Source organism: Streptomyces sp. UW30 (assembly GCF_008042075.1).
In the GTDB taxonomy this organism is placed as follows: domain Bacteria; phylum Actinomycetota; class Actinomycetes; order Streptomycetales; family Streptomycetaceae; genus Streptomyces.
Genome location: NZ_RDBN01000001.1, coordinates 203,469 through 221,000, shown reverse-complemented (window position 1 = coordinate 221,000; position 17,532 = coordinate 203,469). Strand labels below are relative to the sequence as shown.

Genomic DNA, 17,532 nt, shown 5'->3' with positions numbered 1-17,532 from the left:
TCGGCCGCCCCTCGCAACGAGGGGCGGCCGACGCACCCCCCGACACCTCAAAGGAGCGTCCTCGACCATGTCCATGACCCAGCTCAGACCCCGGCTCGCGATCTTCGCGGTGCTCACCGCCGTCCTCACCGCCCTACTCACCGTGACCCCCGCCCGGGCCGCCGACGGCACGATCACCGGCCTCGCCGGCAAGTGCGTCGACGTGGCGGGCGCGAGCAACACCAACGGCACGGCCGTACAGCTCTACGACTGCAACGGGACCGGCGCGCAGATCTGGTCCAACTCCGGCGACGGCACCCTGCGGGCGCTCGGCAAGTGTCTGGACGTCGTCGAGCGCAGCACGGCGGACGGCGCGGCGGTCCAGCTGTGGGACTGCTCGGGCGGTGCCAACCAGCAGTGGGTGGTCTCCGGGGCTCGTGACATCGTGAACCCGGCCGCGAACAAGTGCCTGGACGTCCGGGACAACAACAGCGCCAACGGCACCCGGCTGCAGATCTGGACCTGCGGCGGCGGAGCCAACCAGAAGTGGAACGCGCCCGCGAGCGGGGGCGGCGGCAACCCGTCCGGGTTCGTCGTCAGCGAGGCGCAGTTCAACCAGATGTTCCCGAGCCGGAATTCGTTCTACACGTACAGCGGCCTGACCGCCGCGCTGAGCGCCTACCCGGGCTTCGCGAACACCGGCAGTGACACGGTGAAGAAGCAGGAGGCCGCCGCCTTCCTCGCCAACGTCAACCACGAGACCGGCGGACTCGTCCACATCGTCGAGCAGAACACCGCCAACTACCCCCACTACTGCGACTGGAACCAGCCCTACGGCTGCCCCGCCGGCCAGGCCGCCTACTACGGCCGCGGACCGATCCAGCTCTCGTGGAACTTCAACTACAAGGCCGCCGGTGACGCGCTCGGCATCGACCTGCTGGGCAACCCCTGGCGGGTCCAGAACGAGGCTGCCGTCGCCTGGAAGACCGGCCTTTGGTACTGGAACACGCAGTCCGGCCCCGGCACGATGACCCCGCACAACGCCATGGTGAACCAAGCCGGCTTCGGCCAGACCATCCGCTCCATCAACGGCTCCCTGGAGTGCGACGGCAAGAACCCGGCCCAGGTGCAGAGCCGCGTCGACGCCTACAACCGGTTCACCTCGATCCTCGGCGTCTCGCCGGGCGGCAACCTCTACTGCTGACGACGCCGCTCAACAAGGAGACGCGATGCGCAAGTTGAGATCCCTCGCCCAGGCCGTCCTCGGCACCCTCGGTGCGATGACCCTCGTCGTGGCCCTCCCGGCGAGTGCCCACGCGAACGTCCTGACCCTGCTGCCGCAGAACGCCGACGGCCTGGAGCAGACGTTCTCCCCGGCCTACGACTACGACGGTGACGGCTGCTACGCCACGGCCGCCATCGGCGCCGACGGCACCCTCAACCCGGGCCTGAAGCTCGGCGGCGACGTCAACGGCAAGTGCCACGACTACGCCCAGCTGGCCAACGCCAACACCTACTCGCGCGCGAAGTGCAACAACGGCTGGTGCGCGGTGATGTACGCCAGCTACTTCGAGAAGGACCAGGTCACCCTCGGTCCGGCGGCCCTCGGGCACACGCACGACTGGGAGCACGTCATCGTGTGGACCAAGGACAACCAGGTCGAGTACGTGGCCGTGTCCCAGCACAACACCTACCAGCTGGCGGCCCGTTCGGCGATCCGCTTCGACGGCACCCATCCGAAGATCGTCTACCACAAGGACGGCGTCTCCAGTCACTGCTTCCGCTTCGCGAACGGCAATGACGAGCCCGCGGAGAACGCCACCGGTAACTGGTTCTTCCCGCGCCTGGTCGGCTGGAACGGCTATCCGGCCGGATACCGCGACAAGCTCATGAGCGCCGACTTCGGCTCCGCCACCGTCAAGATCGACGACGGCGACTTCCAGTGGGCTCTGGACTACGCCGGCCCGGACGGAATCCCCTTCGACCCGTACGCCTGACGCCCGGCTGCAAGGTGGGACGAAAACGGCCCCGCAGGCGCCGGCCTGCGGGGCCTTTCCCATGTCCGCGGTCCTACACCTTGTTCGCGCCCACCGGCCCGCGTGCCTCGCGCGCCGCCCGGGCGAGGTCCATGTCGGTCGTCTCCGGGGCCAGGAACTGCGAGACCAGGCCGCCGAGCGCGAGCACCCCGGCGCCGATCAGCAGCACGAACTCCGCGCCGAACCGCTCGAGCCCCATCGGCAGCAGGAAGGTGCCGATGGCCGCGCCGACCCGGCTCATCGCGGTGGCGAAGCCGACGCCCGTGGTGCGCAGGGAGGTCGGGAAGACCTCCAGCGGGTAGATGGCGGTGAGTGCGCTGGAGGCGGCGTTGAGGAAGATGAAGAAGAGGAAGCCGCCGACGATGACCGGGGTGGACGACGGCCACACGGCGACCAGCGCCAGACAGCCGGCGGTGATCCAGAACGGCGGGATGAGCAGCCTGCGCCGGCCGATCCTGTCGACGACGAGGCAGCCCGCCGTCACGCCGGCCACAGCGGTGAAGGAGTAGACGAGCAGCGCCGCGACCGCGTTGTCGCCCATGTTCAGGGCCTCGAAGACCTGGGTCCAGAACGTGCCGATGGCGAAGTACGGCAGGACCAGCGCAGCCCAGAAGACGCTGGCGAACACGGTGCTGCGCAGGTGCCGGCGGTTGAACAGCGCCCGGAAGCCCTCCCTCGCCGGTGCGTCGGACTCGTCGAGCTCGGCGTCGACGTCGACCTCGATGCCGTACTTCTCGATCAGCGCTTCGGCCTCCTCGCGGCGCCCCCTGCTCAGCAGCCAGCGGGCCGACTCCGGGATGCCGCCGCGCAGCGCGACGCACACCACGGCGATGACCGCGCTGCTGGCCAGGGACCACCGCCAGCCGCCGTCGACGTCCGCGAACAGGGCGCCGACGACCGTGGCCAGCGCATATCCGACGTACCAGCTGATCTCCAGGCTGGCCAGCAGCCGGCCGCGGCCCTGCCGGGGCGCGTACTCGGACAGCAGCGGTGCACCGATGGCGTACTCGCCGCCGATCGCCACGCCCATCAGCAGGCGGATGAGGAAGAGCTGGGTGCCGTCGGTGACGAAGAACTGCAGGACCGAGCCGATCAGGAAGATCAGCATGTCGACGAGGAACACCGGGCGGCGGCCGAAGCGGTCGGCGAGCCGGCCGAAGAGGGGGCCTCCGATGAAGATGCCGATCAGCGGGGAGGCGCCGACCAGTCCCTGCATGAAGGTGGAGAGGTGAAGGTCGGTGGTGAGCGCGGCCATCGCCATGCCGATGCCGCCGATGATGTAGCCGTCGATGCCCTGCCCTATCTGCGTGGCGAGCTTCAACTTGGTGTGCAGACGGCGGCGTTCGCGGGTGTGGTCGGGGACTTCAGGCGTGCTGGGCTGATGCTGGGTCGCAGGCGTCATTGCCATGGGTGTTCCTTGTCATGAGCGGCGTGAGCGGAAGAGGCGTGCGGGGGAGGTCAGTTGGGCCAGTCCAGGGCGATGTACTGCGTCTCCAGGAAGGCCTCGATGCCTTCACGGCCGCCCTCCCTGCCGAGGCCGGACTGCTTGACGCCGCCGAAGGGGGCGGCCGGGTCGGACAGCAGGCCGCGGTTGACGCCGACCATGCCGGCCTCCAGGCGTTCGGCGATGCGCAGTGCACGGCCGACGTCGCGGGAGTAGACGTAGGAAGCCAGGCCGTGGACGGTGGCGTTGGCGCGGGCGATCATCTCGACCTCGTCGGTGAATGTGGTGAGCGGCGCTACCGGTCCGAAGACCTCCTCGTGCAGGATCCGGGCGTCGTCGGGGACGTCGACGAGGACGGTCGCCGGGTGGAAGTGGCCGGGCCCGTCGGGCATCGAGCCCTGTGCGGCGATCCGTGCGCCGCGGGCGAGGGCGTCGTCGACGAGGGAGCGGATCTTGTCGACGGCGCCTTGGTCGACCATGGGCCCGAGGGTGACGCCGCCTTCCATGCCGGGTCCGACGCGTACGGCGGCCATGGCGGCGCCGAACTTCTCGGTGAACTCGGCGGCGACGGACTCGTGGACGTAGAACCGGTTGGCGGCGACGCAGACCTCGCCGCCCCCGCGCATCTTCGCGTCCATCGCGCCGCGCACGGCCGCGTCGACGTCGGCGTCCGCGCAGACGACGAAGGGGGCGTTGCCGCCCAGCTCCATCGTGACGTTGACGACGTTCGCCGCGGCCTGCTCCAGGAGCACCTTGCCGGTGGCGGTGGAGCCGGTGAAGGAGAACTTGCGGACCCGGTCGTCGCCGAGCCAGGCCGAGACGACCTCGGGGGCGCGGTCGGTCGGCAGGACGTTCAGCAGGCCGTCGGGCAGGCCGGCTTCGGCGAGCAGCGCGGCGATCGCGAGAGCGGTGAGCGGGGTCTGCGGGGCGGGCTTGAGCAGGACCGGGCAGCCCGCGGCGAGCGCCGGGGCGATCTTGCGGGTGGCCATGGCGGCCGGGAAGTTCCAGGGGGTCACGAAGGCGGTGACGCCGACAGGATGCTTGCGTACGACATGCCGGTAGCCGCCGGCCGGGGCGTCCCCGAAGGAGGAGCCGACGCGGACCCCCTCCTCGGCGAACCAGCGGAAGAACTCGGCGGCGTACCCGACTTCGGCCACCGCGTCCCGGTGGGCCTTGCCGTTCTCCAGCACGATGAGCCGGGCGAGGGTGTCGGTGTGCTCGCGCATCAGCGCGAAGGTGTCGTGGAGGATCTCCGAACGGCGCCGGGCCGGTGTCGTGCGCCAGCCGGCCGCCGCCGACTGTGCCGCCTCGATCGCCGCGCGGGCGTCCTGAGGCCCCGCCGCGCCGACGTGGCGGATCAGCTCGCCGGTGGCCGGGTCGTGGACCGGGTAGGTCCGTCCGTCGGCGGCCGGGAGCCAGCGGCCGCCGAGGAACACATCGCCTTCCGCGAGCGGCGCCTTGGCCAGGAGGTCGATGCCGGCGAGGTTCATGAGCTGCTCTTTTCTCCGTTTCGGACGGGGCTCGTCCGATGCGCGGTGAATTTACGAGCGCGTCATGGGGCCGACAAGGCAACCCCGGCGGATCGAAACGGGGGTTGCTCTGAGGGCAACTCGCCGATCATGCCCGGCAGTAGGGGGAGCAGTACGGCCGTCAGGTCAGCCGGGCCCGCAGCAGCGGAGTGCGGCGCGGTTCCCAGCCCAGCAGCGACGACACCCGTCCCGCCGCCCGGGCCGTCGTACGCCCCGCCTCGTCGAGACGCTCGCCGAGGCGGGCCTTGGGGGCGGAGATGTTGATCGCCGCGACGACCCGGCCCCGGAAGTCGCGCACCGGTGCCGACACGCCGACGAGCCCCTCCTCGAACTCCTCGCTCACCTGCGCGTAGCCCCGCCCCTTGGCGTCCTGGATGAGGGTCCACAGGTCCTGCACCGGCATCTCGCCGGTCGTGCCGAAGCGGACGTACAGCTCGTCGGGCGTGGCGTCGGCGAGCAGGACGCGCCCCGCGGACAGCCGCCAGGCGGGCACCCCGCGTCCCTCCCAGCCGTGGACGCGGAAGGAGTGCCCGGAGACCGACAGCAGGGTGAGGACGTCGCGGTCGCTGAGCACGCACAGGTGGCTGGTCTCCTCCAGGTCCGCCGACAGGGTGTGCATGACCGGTTCGGCCACCCGCACCAGTCGGCTCTCGGAGGTGCGGGCCACCAGGGAGAACAGCCGCCAGCCCAGGCGGTACTCCAGGGTGTCGGGGTCGCGCTCGACGATGCCCTCGGCGGCGAGGGCCTTCAGGGCCCGGGAGACCTGGGTCTTCTCGCGGCCGACCAGCTGCGCGAGGCGTACGACGCCGAGGCCGCCGGCGTTCTGCGCCTCGTCGGAGGCGAGCGCCTCCAGCAGGTCGATGTCACGGCGCAGGCCGTGTCCGCGGGAGGCCGAGGAGGAGTCGGTCACGGGGTCATCGTATGCGTGCCCGTCGGCAAGGGAACCCCCAGGTCAGGCCGGAAGTTGTCAGGAGAGCAACGGGCATTTCGATTCCCGCGAGCGCCTTGCGAGGGGGTGGCGGCGGACCTAGATTCGCCGCATCGGGCCGGTGAACTGCGAGGTATGCGAGCTTTGCGCACACCTCGCCGGCTCGCCCGGTCCGGCGCCGCTTCCCGCTCCCGGAGATCCAGGAGATTCCATGCCTTCGCCCTTTGCCCCGACCGCGCTCATCGGCGAGTCCTTCGTCGGTGAGGGCGCCGACGCCGCCCACACGAACATCGTGATCGGACGCAAGGGCGGCCCCGTCGAGACCGCCTGGGCGACGGCTCTGGCGACCCCGAGCGCCGGGCACGTCCCGTTCATGACGGTCGTGCGGCCGTCCGTGCCGGTGAAGCCGTTGACCCTGTTCGTGGCCAAGGCCGCGGCGGAGGGCGAGCTGCACCAGCGCGCCACCTGGGGCTCCGCGCAGGCGGGGCTTGCGCAGGGGGTCGCGGACGCGGTCGACGACGGGCTGATCCCGGCCGAGGAGGCCGACGACCTGCTGATCATCGCCGCGGTGTGGGTCAACCCGGCGGTCGGCGACCTGGACGTCTCCTTCCGCAACCAGCGCGCCGCCGCGTACGGCGCGGTGCGGGCCGCCGTGACCGGCACGCCCAGCGTCTCCGACGTGCAGGCCGCCGCCAAGGAGGGCCCGGCCAACCCGTTCTACACGCCGACCGCCGAGGTGCTCGCCCGATGAAGATCACCGACATCACCCTGGACCGGCTGCGCCTGGAGCTGGACCCGCCGTTCCGCGCCGCCTGGGACCCGGAGCCGCGCCGGACCTTCGACGCGACGATCGTCCGCGTCCACACCGACGAGGGCGTCACCGGCATCGGCTCGGGCGACCTCATGGACGGCTTCGAGACGTACAAGCACCTGTTCGTCGGCGAGGACCCCCTCGACATCACCCGGCACGTCAGGGCGATCGAGACTGCCAACTTCCACGGCGCCCACTACTGGCCCCTGGAGGCCGCGCTGTGGGACGTCATCGGCAAGGTGCACGGCCGCCCGGTGTCGGAGCTCTTCGGCAACACGGCGAAGAAGCTGCCCGCGTACGCCTCCTCCGGGGAGCTCAAGTCCCCCGAGGAGCGGGTCGCCACCGCCCTGAAGGTGCGTGAGGCGGGCTTCCGGGCCATGAAGATCCGGATCGACCGCAGCCGCGTCGACGAGGGCATCGCCGCGGTGCGCGCCGTGCGTGAGGAGCTCGGGGCCGACTTCGAGATCATGGTCGACCTGAACCAGTCCTGGCGGATGGCGGGCGACACGGCGAACGCCTCCGACCTCGCCAGGACCCGCAAGACCATCGCCCGTCTCGCCGAGCTCGACGTGTTCTGGGTCGAGGAGCCGCTGCCGTACGCGGACCTGGCAGGCTTCAAGCGGCTGCGTGCGGAGAACCCGGGGGTGCGGATCGCCGCGGGCGAGATGCACCATTCCCCCACCGAGCTGCTGCGCTACCTCGAAGAGGACGCCCTGGACATCTACCAGATGGACGTGGTGCTCGCGATCGGCATGCAGCGCGCCCGCACCCTGGCCGAGCTGGCGCACCTCAAGCACCGTCAGTTCACCCCGCACAGCTGGACCAACGGCATCGGTGTGCTCGCCAACCTGCACGTCGCGGCGGGCGTCGGCGGCGGCCCCTTCTTCGAGTTCCCCTACGACCCGCCCGGCTGGACCCCCGAGCGCCGCGACTTCATGCTCGCCGAGCCGGTCCGGGTGAACGCCGAGGGCGACCTGGAGATCCCGGACAGGCCCGGGCTCGGCGTGGAGCTGGACGAGGACGCGATCGACCGCTGGAGGATCAAGTGACGTACACGATCGAGGAGTTGCTGTCCCGCTCGTACGACGAGTGGCTGGCGGCAGCGGGCAAGCTCTCCTTCGAGACGCGCCTGTTCATCGGCGGCGCCTTCACCGACGCCGCCTCCGGCGACAGCTTCACCAGTGTCTCGCCCCGTGACGGTGCGGTGCTGGCAGAGGTGCAGGCCGCCGGGGTCGAGGACGTCGACCGTGCGGTGCGGTCCGCGCGTGCCGCCTTCGAGGACGGCCGCTGGCGGGACCTCGCGCCGAAGGAGCGCAAGCGGGTCCTGCTGCGCTGGGCCGAGCTGATCCGGGCGAACGCCGAGGAACTGGCGCTGCTCGACACGCTGGAGATGGGCAAGCCCATCACCGAGTCGGTGCGCATCGACGTCGACAAGGCCGCCGAGACCATCGCCTGGTACGCCGAGACCATCGACAAGACGTACGACGAGGTGGCGCCGACGCCCGGTGACGCGCTCGCGCTGATCACCCGGGAGCCGTTGGGAGTCGTCGGCGCGGTCGTGCCGTGGAACTACGCGCTGCTGATCGCCAGTTGGAAGCTGGGCCCGGCGCTGGCCACCGGCAACAGCGTCGTCCTCAAGCCCGCCGAGCAGACCTCGCTCGCCGCGCTCAGGCTGGCGGCGCTGGCCTCCGAGGCGGGGCTGCCCGACGGTGTGTTCAATGTGGTCCCGGGGCGGGGCGAGGTCGCGGGGCAGGCCCTCGGCCGGCATCCCGAGGTCGACAAGATCGCCTTTACCGGCTCGGCGGAGGTGGCCCGGCTCTTCCAGGTGTACGCGGGCGAGTCCAACGGCAAGCAGGTCGCCGTGGAGGCGGGCGGCAAGTCGCCGCAGCTGGTGCTGGCCGACGCCGACATCGAGGCCGCCGCGTCCGCCGTGGCGTGGGGGATCTTCTACAACGCGGGGCAGACCTGCAACGCGGGCTCGCGGATCGTCGTCCACGCGTCGGTGAAGGACCAACTCCTCGATGCCGTACGGCAGATCACCGCGGACACCTTCCGGGTCGGCGACCCGCTCGACCCGGCCACCGTGATGGGGCCCATCGTCGACGAGGGCCAACTGGTGAAGATCCTGGGCTACATCGAGCGCGGCAAGGAGGACGGCGCGCGGGTGCTGCTGGGCGGCGGGCGCACGCTCACCGAGTCCGGCGGCACCTTCGTCGAACCGACCGTGCTCGACGGCGTCGTGAACACGTCCGTCGTCGGCCAGGAGGAGATCTTCGGCCCGGTCCTGGCCGTGGTGTCCTACGACGGCGACGTCGACGAGGGCGTACGGCTGGCGAACCAGAGCGACTTCGGGCTCGTCGCCTCCGTCTGGACCCGGGACGTGAAGGTCGCCCACCGCACCGCGAGGCGGCTGCGGGCCGGCACGGTGTGGGTCAACACCTTCGACGCCAGCGACGTCATCACCCCCTTCGGCGGCTTCAAGGCCACCGGCGCGGGCCGCGACAAGTCCCTGCACGCGCTCGACGCGTACACGGCACTCAAGACCACCTGGATCGACCTGGCCTGAACGGCCATCGCCGTTCTCACCCGTACCCCATTTCACCCGTACCCCATCTCACCTGTACCCCATCTCACCTGTACATAGCGAGGACATCGATGAGGATCGGTTTCATCGGCCTGGGCAACATGGGAAGCCACATGGCCCGCCATCTGATCCACGCGGGACACCTGGTCACCGTGTACGACTCCCGGCCCGAGGCCGCCGTCGAGCACCTGGCGCTCGGCGCGCGCTGGGCCGAGACTCCCGCGGCGTGCGCGACCGACGCCGAACTGTTGATCACCATGCTGCCGAACCCGCGCGTCGTCGAGGCGGTACTGCTGCACGGCGGTGCCGCCGAGGCGCTGCCCGAGGGCGCCCTGTGGATCGACATGTCGACCTCCACCCCGGCCGCCGCGGAGCGGATCGCCACGGAGGTGCTGGACCGGCGCGGGGTGCGCCGCCTCGACGCCCCCGTCAGCGGCATGGCCCACGGTGCCGAGGCGGGGCGGCTGCAGATATTCGTCGGCGGCACGGCGGACGACTTCCGGATGTGCCTCCCCGTCTTCGAGACCCTGGGCGACCCCGACAAGGTCCTGCACGTGGGCCCGCTCGGCGCCGGCTACACGGTCAAGCTGATGATCAACCTGCTGTGGTTCACGCATCTCGTCGCCACGTCCGAGGTGCTGGCCATGGGCACCAAGGCGGGCGTGGACCTGGGTGTGCTGCGCAGCTCGCTGCTCGCCAGCCCGGCCGCGTCGCACTTTCTGGAGCACGATGTGCTGTCCATTCTGGTCGACGGCGACTACGACGACTCGTTCGCGATGGCCCTCGCCTGCAAGGACCTCGGACTGGCCGTCGACCTCGGCCGCGACGTGGGCGTCGCCACGGAACTGTCCGCACTCGTGGAACAGATCTACCGCCGCTCCCGGGCCCACCACGGCGACCTGGCCGGGGAGATGAGCCCGGTCCGGCTGTACGAGGCCCTGGCCGGACGGGAGTTCCGCCTGCCGAATCCGACCACCGCCCACGACGACGCGGCGCTGAGCCCCGTCTGATCCGTTCCGTCGTGTCCGCCGAGCCGGTCAGGGCCGGCCCGGCGGACCCCCAGCCCCCTTCCCCGCCGCGTTTCCAGGAGCCGTACGCCATGGGCGAGTCCACCATCGACCAGCTGACCATCGACCCGACCTGCCGCATCGAGTTCGGCCCCGGCCGCGTCGCGGCTCTCCCGGAGCTGGTCTCCTCCCTCGGCATGACCCGCGCGTTCGTGGTCACCGACCGCGGTCTGCGGGCCGCCGGCATCGTCGACCAGGTGCTCAAGGCCCTGGACGCGGCGGGCGTGGAGCACGGCGTGTACGACGGTGTCGGCGCCAACCCGTCCACCGGCAACGTCGACGAGGGCGCTGCCCGGGCGCGCGCCTTCGGCCCGGCGGTCGTCGTCGCCCTGGGCGGCGGCTCGGTCCTCGACGCCGCGAAGGGCATCTCGCTGCTGGTCGGCAACGCGGATGCGGCGGCGGCCGACGCGGACGCCCTGTGGGAGGCGCTCGACGGCCTGCCGCTGATCGCGATCCCCACCACCTCGGGCACGGGCGCGGAGACCAACGGATTCGGCGTCATCGAGGACACCGCCGCCTGCCGCAAGGTGTACCTCGGCCACCCCTCGGTCAAGCCGCGGATCGCGCTCCTGGACCCGGAGCTGACGCTCGGCCTGCCCGCCCGGATCACGGCCGCCACGGGCATCGACGCCCTCGTGCACGGCATCGAGTCCCTCGCCTCGCGCGGGGCGAACCCGGTCTCGGCGGCGTACGCGACCCAGGCGGTCACCATGGTCGGGCGCTGGCTCCCGATCGCCTTCGACGACGGCTCCGACCTGGAAGCCCGCGCGCAGCTGATGCTCGGCGCCCACCTGGCGGGCCAGGCGCTGACCATCTCCGGCCTGGGCCTCGTGCACGGCATCGGCCACGCCCTGACCGCCCACACCGGCACCCCGCACGGCGTTGCCCTCGCCGCCGTCCTGGAGGAGGTCCTGGAGTTCAGCGCCCCGGCCGCGCAGGACGCCTACGAGCAGACCGCCCGCGCGCTGCGCCTCAGCCCGCCCGCCGACGGCGACTGGGCCCGCGCCGCAATCGACGCCGTCCGCGAGATCTCCGGTGCTCTCGGCATCAAGCAGCCCCTGCGCGAACTCGGCGTCCGCCCGAACCTGTTGGGTCCCATCGCCTCCGGCGCCCTCGCGGACGCCGTGACCCGGAACGCACCGCGACAGCCCACCGAGCAGGACATCCTCGGGATTCTCGACGCGGCGTACTAGGGCCTGTCCGGCGGATCAGGCCGGTTCCAAGGAACGGCATCGCATCAGCGCAGGTGAGCGGGGCCTGGTGCGTCCAGCTGCAAGGCGGACGAGGGCGTCGACGCGGTGGGGGCACCTTCCGGCCGAAGGCTGGGGGACGTCGGCAACCGACGACAACGCCGCTGGGGGCACGCTCTCTCGGGGGAGGCGTGCCAGGCACCGCGACGCCGGCATGATCCGCCGGACAAGCCCTAGGCCGGCGTGATCACCACCGTCACCGTCCGGTTCTTCGCGACGCTCTCGTTCGGCGCGTCGCGCTGGTCCGCGCTGGCGGTGGTGAAGGCGGTCAGGGGCTTGCCGCCGGCGGCGCTCAGCTCCCGGGCGGCGATGAGCGCTCGCCAGAGGGAGAGGACGGAGCCGCCGCTTCTCGGGGCGCCGGGGACGGTGGCGGTCTGGCCGTAGATCTCCACGCGTACCTTCCGTCCCGCGAGGCGCCCGCCCAGCACGGCGAGCCGCTCGGCGCCGGTCGCGGTCAGCTCGGCGCCCTCGGAGAAGAGCCCGTCGGAGAAGAGGACCTCCACCGAACCGCCCCGCACCACCGGGGCGATACCCGGCGCCCGCAGCGCGTCGGCCAGCGCCGCGGCCGCCTCCGTCCGACGAGCCGTCTCCCGGGCCTGCTCCGCGCGGCGTTCGGCATCGAGGCGCTGGGCGAGTTGCTCCGCCCGGTCGGCCCGGGACGGACCCGGCGGCGCCGGCCCCCCATCGGATCCGCCGGTCAGGACGACCGTGCCGGCCGTGATCGCGGCCACGGCACAGACCGCGGCGGCCACTGCCGTACCGGCGCGATGCCGGGCCGGCACCGCACGGGGCCGCGTCGGCCGAGTCGGTCGATCCTGGCCAGCCCGGCCGCGGCCGCCGGATCCTGCGGGTGCCGCTCCTGGACCCGGCGCCAATACTGCGCCGCCTGAGCCAACTCCCCGCGCTGGGCGTGCACACGGGCCAGCAGGTCCAGTACGTCCCGATGGGCGTCGTCGGCCTCGTGCAACAGCCGCAGGGCGCCGTCGAGGTCACGGGCGCGGGCCGCGGTCCGGGCACATGAGACGACCAGCGCGATGCGGAGCGCCTCGGCGGCAGGGGCCGTATCGCCTGCGTCCGCGCCCCCTCCCCGGACCGCACGGACCTGGAACCCTCCCGGGCCGTGGACGGCGGGGTCACCGGATGACGAGTGGTCGGAAGGCGTTCTTCACATCGGACTTGGACTCGTCGACGTACCGGCTCGACGGCGGGCCCCGGAAACACCAAAAGGCCGTATCGGTGATTCCGATACGGCCTCTGACTTGCTGCTTCACAAGTCGGGACGACAGGATTTGAACCTGCGACCCCTTGACCCCCAGTCAAGTGCGCTACCAAGCTGCGCCACGTCCCGATGCCCGCCTGACCTGGGGTTTCCCCCGGCCGAACGTGCAGGGAAACAATACCGCACTCGGGTCGATGGTCGCGCACCCGTTAATGCGTGCCCGCCCGCTTCAGCGCCCCTCCGGCCGCACACGCTCGTCCGTCGTCACCGGGGCCGGCCCGAGCGTCGTCGGCGCGTCCGCGCGCACCAGGTTCCGTATCGACCGCACCGAGAGCAGCGAACCCGCGACGACGAGGCTCATCCCTCCGGCGACCAGGAGCACATGATCGGCGCCAAGGGTGGCGGCGGCCGGTCCGGCGAGGGCCTGGCCCACCGGCATCATCGCCAGGGAGCCCGCCACGTCATAGGCGTGGATGCGGTTGAGGACGTCGACCGGGACCTGAGTCTGGACGCTCGTCGCCCACATCACGCTCCAGAAGGCCATGCCGGCCCCGGCGACCGCGGCTCCCGCCGCCATGGCCGGGACACCCAGTCCCAGGCCGACCGCCACCGGGAAGCCGGCGAAGGCGAAGATTCCAATCCCGCCGGCGCGCAGCATGCGGCGAGGGCGCAGCCGCAGGGCGAGCAGGCCGCCGGCGACGGTGCCCGCGCCGAGGGCGGAGTTGATCAGGCCGTAGGCGCCGGGGCCGTGCTGCTGGACCACCTCGGTGGCCACGAGCGGGACGGTCGGGCCCCACACGGTGATCATGTAGACGCACCAGACGGCTATGACGCCCCAGAGCCAGCTGCGGGCTCTGAACTCCCGCCAGCCTTCCGCCAGATCGGCGCGGAAGGCCATGGTTCCCCTTCGGCCGGCGGCGCTGCCCTGCGGCCGGGTCTGCGCGGGCAGGCGCAGCAGCAGGAGGCACAGCGCGCTGACCGCGTACGTGGCCGCGTGGGCCGTGAACACGCCGCCGGGTGAGGCGAAGCCGACGAGCAGGCCCGCGAAGGCCGGGCCGGCGAGCTGCGCAATGGCCTCGGCGATCCGTATGGCGCCGTTCGCGCCCTGGACGTCGGTGGAGAGCCGGCGCACCGTGCCCGCGACTCCGGGCTGGAACACGGCGCCCGCGACGCCGTTGACGAAGCCGATCACGCAGATCTGCCACAGGACCACATGCCCGGAGAAGAAGAGCACGGCGGCCAGGGACTGGGTGCACAGGCGGACCAGGTCGGCGCCGATCATCAGCCTGCGGGTGCTGAAGCGGTCGGCGATGACCCCGCCGAACACGATGAGCCCGGCGAAGGCTGCCGATGTCGCGGCCAGGGCGAGGCCGACCGCGCCCGCGCCGTAACCGTGCTGCAGGAGGCCCGCGGCGAGGGCCACGGGCAGCATCGTGTCCCCGAGCTGAGCGACGGCCCGCGCGACGAAGAACAGTCCGAAGTCCCGCGACCACACCGAGCGCGCCCCGGCCTGCGTCCTCTTACCCATGCCCCCTCAAGTCCCTCCCGGCCCAGCCACTGACAACGCCCCCGGATCTCACTCCCCCGTCGGCAGCCCCAACTCCGGATAGGCCTCCAGCAGGCGGGGCGGCGCCGCCTGGCGCCAGGAGTCGGCGAGGATGTCGCGCAGTTCGTCCTCGCCGTCGAGCGCGGCAAGCCTGGCCCGCACCCAGGCGAACTGTGCCTCGTGATCGGCGATCCAGAACTTCCCCGGCTCGGCCAGGACCAGTTCGTCGCGCTCCTCCTTGGGGCAGCGCACCGCGAGGGAGGTCTCCTCCTCGGGCAAGGTGGCGAACATCTTGCCCGCGACCCGGAACGTGGGCATGCTCCAGGCGATCTTCTCCGTCGTGTCCGGCAGAGAGAGGGCGATACGGCGTACGTCTTCGGCATCCGGCATGAGACGCACGGTAGCGCCCACCACCGACAATCACCTGGTGAGGGGGGCCGGTCCCGCCCGAGGGGGCGCGCTCTAGAAGCTGAAGTTCATGAACGCCCCGTAGCCGCGCTCGGCCGCCGCGGCGAAGAACGCGACCAGGTCGTCGTAGGCGTGCTTGAGCCAGTCCAGCTCGCCCTCGGGGTCGAACCTCCACACGTTGGGGTACACGTCCTTCTCCGTCATCCGCACCGCGTCGTAGTGAGCCGCCAACTGCTCCCAGGGGGTCGCCCCCAGCTGCCGTGCCAGGCCCTCTATTTGCTCGGCGGTCCATCCGAACAGGGTTCCGTCCTCCTGGATCATGAACCCGTCCATCAGGAACTCAGGGCCCACCTCCGCCTCGTCGAACAGGAACTGGAGACCGCCCCATGCCTTGTCCGGCCCGGCGTCGGGGCGGTCCTGCGACGGGTAGACGTCGCCGTCGTACAGCGAGTCGATGAACTCCTCGGCCCAACTCGGGTCCTTCTCCGCCCTGTCCAGCTCCTCCGTCGTCGCGGCGATGAACGAGATGGTCACACTCATGTCAGGCAATCCCCCTTGATGCAGGGCCCGTTCGGCCCCCTGATCGATCAACGACGGCGAGTGTTCCACGCGGCACTGACAACGGCGCCGGCACGGGGCGTCCGGGGTCACACGAGCTTGTAGTAGATCGTCGTGGGCCGCAGCACTCCGGCCGGGCTCGCCGCGTAGTCCGGGATCACCCCGGCCCGGGTCCAGCCGGCCGCGTCGTACAGGCGCTCGGCGGGACTGTCGGTCTCGGTGTCCAGGTGGAGGAGGGTGACGCCCGCGCCGACGGCGGCCTCTTCCGCGGTCGTCAGCAGCTTGCGGCCAAGACCATGTCCCCGCGCCTCCCGGTGCACCATCAGCTTGACCAGCTCGGCCCGGTGAGCGCTGTTGGGCTTGTCGGCGAAGGCCAGGCCGACCGTGCCGACGGTTCGCCCCGCCCGGCATGCCACCCACACCGCGAGCCGCCCGGCGCCGACACCAGTCGCGCGCTCCTTCCACCAGGCCATGGCCGCCGCACGGTCGAGGGGCGCGAGGAACCCCACGGAGGCACCGTCGGCCACCGTGTCCACCAGCAGGTCGGCCAAGTCATCGGCCCGGTCGAGCAGTTGGGCTTCGTCCAGTCGCGTCACGATCACGGCAGCACCACCGCCAGCAGATACCGCACCGTCCCGGGCCCCGCGCACCGGAACCGCGTCGGCCCCCACACCCGCATCCGCAGACAGTCCCCGGCACCGACATGGTGCTCGACGTCCTGAACCGTCACGTCGAGCGCTCCTTCCAGCACCCAGATGTGCTGCTCCAACCCCGGTACGGGCGGCCGGTCGTACGCGATGTCGGCGCCCGCGGTGAGGCGCCCCTCGACGAGTTCGGCGCGCAGCCCCGAGTGCGGCGGCGACACGGATCGCCGTACGAACCCGGCGGAACGGTCCTCCCACACCGACTGCTCGGCCGCCCGCACCAGCAGCGCGGGCTCCGACTCCACCTCGCTGAGCAGCTGGGACATGGTGCGGCCGTAGACATGGCAGAGGCGGTTCAGCAGCGCGGCCGTGGGGCTGATCTCCGCCCGCTCGGCCCTGGACAGTGTCGAGCGGCTGATGCCGCTGCGCTCCGCCAACTCACCGAGGGACCAGCCGCGTTCGGCCCGTAGCTCGGCCAGGCGGGCGCCGAGGCGGGTGTCGACCGTGTCCGGAGCGTCGCCATCGCCCGCTTCACGCACATCCTGTTTCATATTCGGGACGCTATCCCAGATGTGAAACGGTGGTGTTACGGCAGGCTCACTCCCCCGCCGCCTCCCCGAGCGCCTCCAGCACCGGCCGGATCAGGGGGTGCTCCTCGGCTCCTCGCCGTACGGCCGCGAAGACCCGGCGCGTCGGCGCCACCCCGTCGACGGGCCGTACGACGACCCCGGTGAGGTCCATGCCGCGCAGCGCCGAGCGCGGGACGAGCGCCACTCCGGCGTCGGCCGAGGCGAGGGCGACGACCGCGCGGAAGTCGTCCGAGGAGTGTTCGAGGCGGGGCTGGAAGCCGGCGTTCTCGCAGGCCAGGACGACCACGTCATGGCAGGGGTTGCCGGGGTAGGGGCCGATCCAGGTGTCCTTGACCAGCTCCGCGAGGGGGACCTCGGCCTTGTCCGCCAGCCGGTGGCGGACCGGGACGACCGCGTCGAAGGGCTCGGCGTACAGCGGCACGTGAGCGAGGCGGGGATCGTCGGCGGGCGGCGCCCCTCGGTACTCGACGGCCACAGCTATGTCGACCTGCCGGTCCAGCACCATCGGCAGGCTGGCGTCGCCCTCGGCGTCCTGGACGCGGATGCGGATGCCGGGGGACGTCCCGGCGAGGCGGGCCACCGCGGGCGCGACGACCTGGGCGATGCCGGTCGCGAAGGAGGCGACCGTGACCGTACCGGCCGCACCCGAGCTGTACGCCGCAAGCTCGGCCTCCGCCCGCTCCAGCTGGGCGAGGACGGCGTTGGTGTGGCTGAGGAGGATCTCGCCGGCCGGGGTCAGCCGTACGCCCTTGGCGCCGCGCTCCACCAGGCGGTGGCCCGTCTCCTGCTCCAGGGCCGCGAGCTGCTGGGAGACCGCGGAGGGCGTGAGATACAGCGCGGCGGCTGCCGCCGTCACGGTGCGGTGGTCGGCCACCGCACGGAGGATGTGGAGCCGCCGCGCTTCGATCATGAGATCGATTATCGCAATATGTCCGGGCC

18 protein-coding genes and 1 tRNA gene are annotated in these 17,532 nt (G+C 71.7%); 7 read left to right on the top strand and 12 right to left on the bottom strand.

The genetic code is table 11. The features are described 5' to 3' along the window. Positions 1-73: 73 nt before the first annotated feature. Positions 74-1,183 carry a glycoside hydrolase family 19 protein gene (locus EAO75_RS01010; RefSeq protein WP_410092139.1) on the top strand — a complete coding sequence of 370 codons (1,110 nt, stop codon included), beginning with the start codon at positions 74-76 and terminating at the stop codon, positions 1,181-1,183. Between the two features lie 25 nt (positions 1,184-1,208). Continuing rightward, positions 1,209-1,976, top strand: a complete 768-nt coding sequence (locus EAO75_RS01005) for an NPP1 family protein (RefSeq protein ID WP_147993115.1) — start codon at positions 1,209-1,211, stop codon at positions 1,974-1,976. A 73-nt stretch (positions 1,977-2,049) separates the two neighbouring features. Here the strand turns inward: EAO75_RS01005 and EAO75_RS01000 are convergent, their stop codons facing one another. The 3 genes from EAO75_RS01000 to EAO75_RS00990 all read right to left on the bottom strand — a co-directional run bounded on the left by EAO75_RS01000 (position 2,050) and on the right by EAO75_RS00990 (position 5,898). Next, complete coding sequence (locus EAO75_RS01000; protein ID WP_147993114.1) at positions 2,050-3,423, bottom strand: MFS transporter; 1,374 nt, start codon at positions 3,421-3,423, stop codon at positions 2,050-2,052. 50 nt (positions 3,424-3,473) lie between these two features. Then, positions 3,474-4,949, bottom strand: coding sequence for an NAD-dependent succinate-semialdehyde dehydrogenase (locus tag EAO75_RS00995; protein WP_147993113.1), 1,476 nt, complete (start codon positions 4,947-4,949; stop codon positions 3,474-3,476). A gap of 160 nt (positions 4,950-5,109) precedes the next feature. Beyond that, entirely contained in the window at positions 5,110-5,898 is a 789-nt protein-coding gene (locus EAO75_RS00990) for an IclR family transcriptional regulator (protein ID WP_147993112.1), read from the bottom strand. 229 nt (positions 5,899-6,127) lie between these two features. On the opposite strand from EAO75_RS00990, the gene fae reads away from it, so the two are divergent. From fae to EAO75_RS00965, 5 genes are all read left to right on the top strand, one after another. Continuing rightward, positions 6,128-6,667, top strand: coding sequence for a formaldehyde-activating enzyme (gene fae, locus EAO75_RS00985; RefSeq protein ID WP_147993111.1), 540 nt, complete (start codon positions 6,128-6,130; stop codon positions 6,665-6,667). Beyond that, the gene (locus EAO75_RS00980; RefSeq protein WP_147993110.1) at positions 6,664-7,776 is read left to right on the top strand and encodes a mandelate racemase/muconate lactonizing enzyme family protein; all 1,113 of its coding nucleotides are present in this window, start codon (positions 6,664-6,666) and stop codon (positions 7,774-7,776) included. Before fae ends, EAO75_RS00980 begins: the two co-directional genes overlap by 4 nt. Further along, a complete protein-coding gene (locus EAO75_RS00975; protein WP_147993109.1) occupies positions 7,773-9,293 on the top strand; it encodes an aldehyde dehydrogenase in 1,521 nt (506 codons plus the stop codon). The genes EAO75_RS00980 and EAO75_RS00975 overlap by 4 nt, the downstream gene beginning before the upstream one ends. An 89-nt stretch (positions 9,294-9,382) precedes the next feature. Then, a complete protein-coding gene (locus EAO75_RS00970; RefSeq protein ID WP_147993108.1) occupies positions 9,383-10,321 on the top strand; it encodes an NAD(P)-dependent oxidoreductase in 939 nt (312 codons plus the stop codon). A gap of 89 nt (positions 10,322-10,410) precedes the next feature. Then, on the top strand, positions 10,411-11,571 hold the full coding sequence (locus tag EAO75_RS00965; RefSeq protein WP_147993107.1) for an iron-containing alcohol dehydrogenase family protein: 1,161 nt from the start codon (positions 10,411-10,413) through the stop codon (positions 11,569-11,571). A 230-nt stretch (positions 11,572-11,801) separates the two neighbouring features. Here the strand turns inward: EAO75_RS00965 and EAO75_RS46935 are convergent, their stop codons facing one another. The 9 genes from EAO75_RS46935 to EAO75_RS00925 all read right to left on the bottom strand — a co-directional run bounded on the left by EAO75_RS46935 (position 11,802) and on the right by EAO75_RS00925 (position 17,503). Continuing rightward, positions 11,802-12,359 (bottom strand): hypothetical protein, encoded by a 558-nt coding sequence (locus tag EAO75_RS46935; protein WP_261989098.1) that lies wholly within the window; start codon positions 12,357-12,359, stop codon positions 11,802-11,804. After that, positions 12,326-12,544 (bottom strand): hypothetical protein, encoded by a 219-nt coding sequence (locus EAO75_RS46930; RefSeq protein ID WP_261989102.1) that lies wholly within the window; start codon positions 12,542-12,544, stop codon positions 12,326-12,328. The genes EAO75_RS46935 and EAO75_RS46930 overlap by 34 nt, the downstream gene beginning before the upstream one ends. 358 nt (positions 12,545-12,902) lie before the next feature. Continuing rightward, a tRNA-Pro gene (locus EAO75_RS00955) sits at positions 12,903-12,976 on the bottom strand. Positions 12,977-13,076: 100 nt separating this feature from the next. Continuing rightward, positions 13,077-14,375 (bottom strand): MFS transporter, encoded by a 1,299-nt coding sequence (locus tag EAO75_RS00950; RefSeq protein WP_147993106.1) that lies wholly within the window; start codon positions 14,373-14,375, stop codon positions 13,077-13,079. Positions 14,376-14,423: 48 nt separating this feature from the next. Continuing rightward, the gene (locus EAO75_RS00945) at positions 14,424-14,783 is read right to left on the bottom strand and encodes an MmcQ/YjbR family DNA-binding protein (protein WP_187284248.1); all 360 of its coding nucleotides are present in this window, start codon (positions 14,781-14,783) and stop codon (positions 14,424-14,426) included. A 72-nt stretch (positions 14,784-14,855) separates the two neighbouring features. Continuing rightward, a complete protein-coding gene (locus EAO75_RS00940; protein WP_147993104.1) occupies positions 14,856-15,341 on the bottom strand; it encodes a YfbM family protein in 486 nt (161 codons plus the stop codon). A gap of 107 nt (positions 15,342-15,448) precedes the next feature. After that, positions 15,449-15,961, bottom strand: coding sequence for a GNAT family N-acetyltransferase (locus EAO75_RS00935; RefSeq protein WP_147993103.1), 513 nt, complete (start codon positions 15,959-15,961; stop codon positions 15,449-15,451). Further along, the gene (locus EAO75_RS00930; RefSeq protein WP_147993102.1) at positions 15,958-16,554 is read right to left on the bottom strand and encodes a helix-turn-helix domain-containing protein; all 597 of its coding nucleotides are present in this window, start codon (positions 16,552-16,554) and stop codon (positions 15,958-15,960) included. Before EAO75_RS00930 ends, EAO75_RS00935 begins: the two co-directional genes overlap by 4 nt. A gap of 46 nt (positions 16,555-16,600) precedes the next feature. Beyond that, a complete protein-coding gene (locus EAO75_RS00925) occupies positions 16,601-17,503 on the bottom strand; it encodes a LysR family transcriptional regulator (RefSeq protein WP_147993101.1) in 903 nt (300 codons plus the stop codon). Positions 17,504-17,532: the final 29 nt, after the last annotated feature.

Bases quoted from the DNA above. Each gene is read 5' to 3' on its own strand.
- EAO75_RS00970 (WP_147993108.1), top strand. From the start codon at position 9,383: ATGAGGATCGGTTTCATCGGCCTGGGCAACATGGGAAGCCACATGGCC.
- EAO75_RS00965 (WP_147993107.1), top strand. From the start codon at position 10,411: ATGGGCGAGTCCACCATCGACCAGCTGACCATCGACCCGACCTGCCGC.
- EAO75_RS00940 (WP_147993104.1), bottom strand. From the start codon at position 15,341: ATGAGTGTGACCATCTCGTTCATCGCCGCGACGACGGAGGAGCTGGAC.
- EAO75_RS00925 (WP_147993101.1), bottom strand. From the start codon at position 17,503: ATGATCGAAGCGCGGCGGCTCCACATCCTCCGTGCGGTGGCCGACCAC.
- EAO75_RS00930 (WP_147993102.1), bottom strand. From the start codon at position 16,554: ATGAAACAGGATGTGCGTGAAGCGGGCGATGGCGACGCTCCGGACACG.
- fae (WP_147993111.1), top strand. From the start codon at position 6,128: ATGCCTTCGCCCTTTGCCCCGACCGCGCTCATCGGCGAGTCCTTCGTC.
- EAO75_RS00980 (WP_147993110.1), top strand. From the start codon at position 6,664: ATGAAGATCACCGACATCACCCTGGACCGGCTGCGCCTGGAGCTGGAC.
- EAO75_RS01000 (WP_147993114.1), bottom strand. From the start codon at position 3,423: ATGGCAATGACGCCTGCGACCCAGCATCAGCCCAGCACGCCTGAAGTC.
- EAO75_RS00945 (WP_187284248.1), bottom strand. From the start codon at position 14,783: ATGCCGGATGCCGAAGACGTACGCCGTATCGCCCTCTCTCTGCCGGAC.
- EAO75_RS00950 (WP_147993106.1), bottom strand. From the start codon at position 14,375: ATGGGTAAGAGGACGCAGGCCGGGGCGCGCTCGGTGTGGTCGCGGGAC.
- EAO75_RS00995 (WP_147993113.1), bottom strand. From the start codon at position 4,949: ATGAACCTCGCCGGCATCGACCTCCTGGCCAAGGCGCCGCTCGCGGAA.
- EAO75_RS01005 (WP_147993115.1), top strand. From the start codon at position 1,209: ATGCGCAAGTTGAGATCCCTCGCCCAGGCCGTCCTCGGCACCCTCGGT.
- EAO75_RS01010 (WP_410092139.1), top strand. From the start codon at position 74: ATGACCCAGCTCAGACCCCGGCTCGCGATCTTCGCGGTGCTCACCGCC.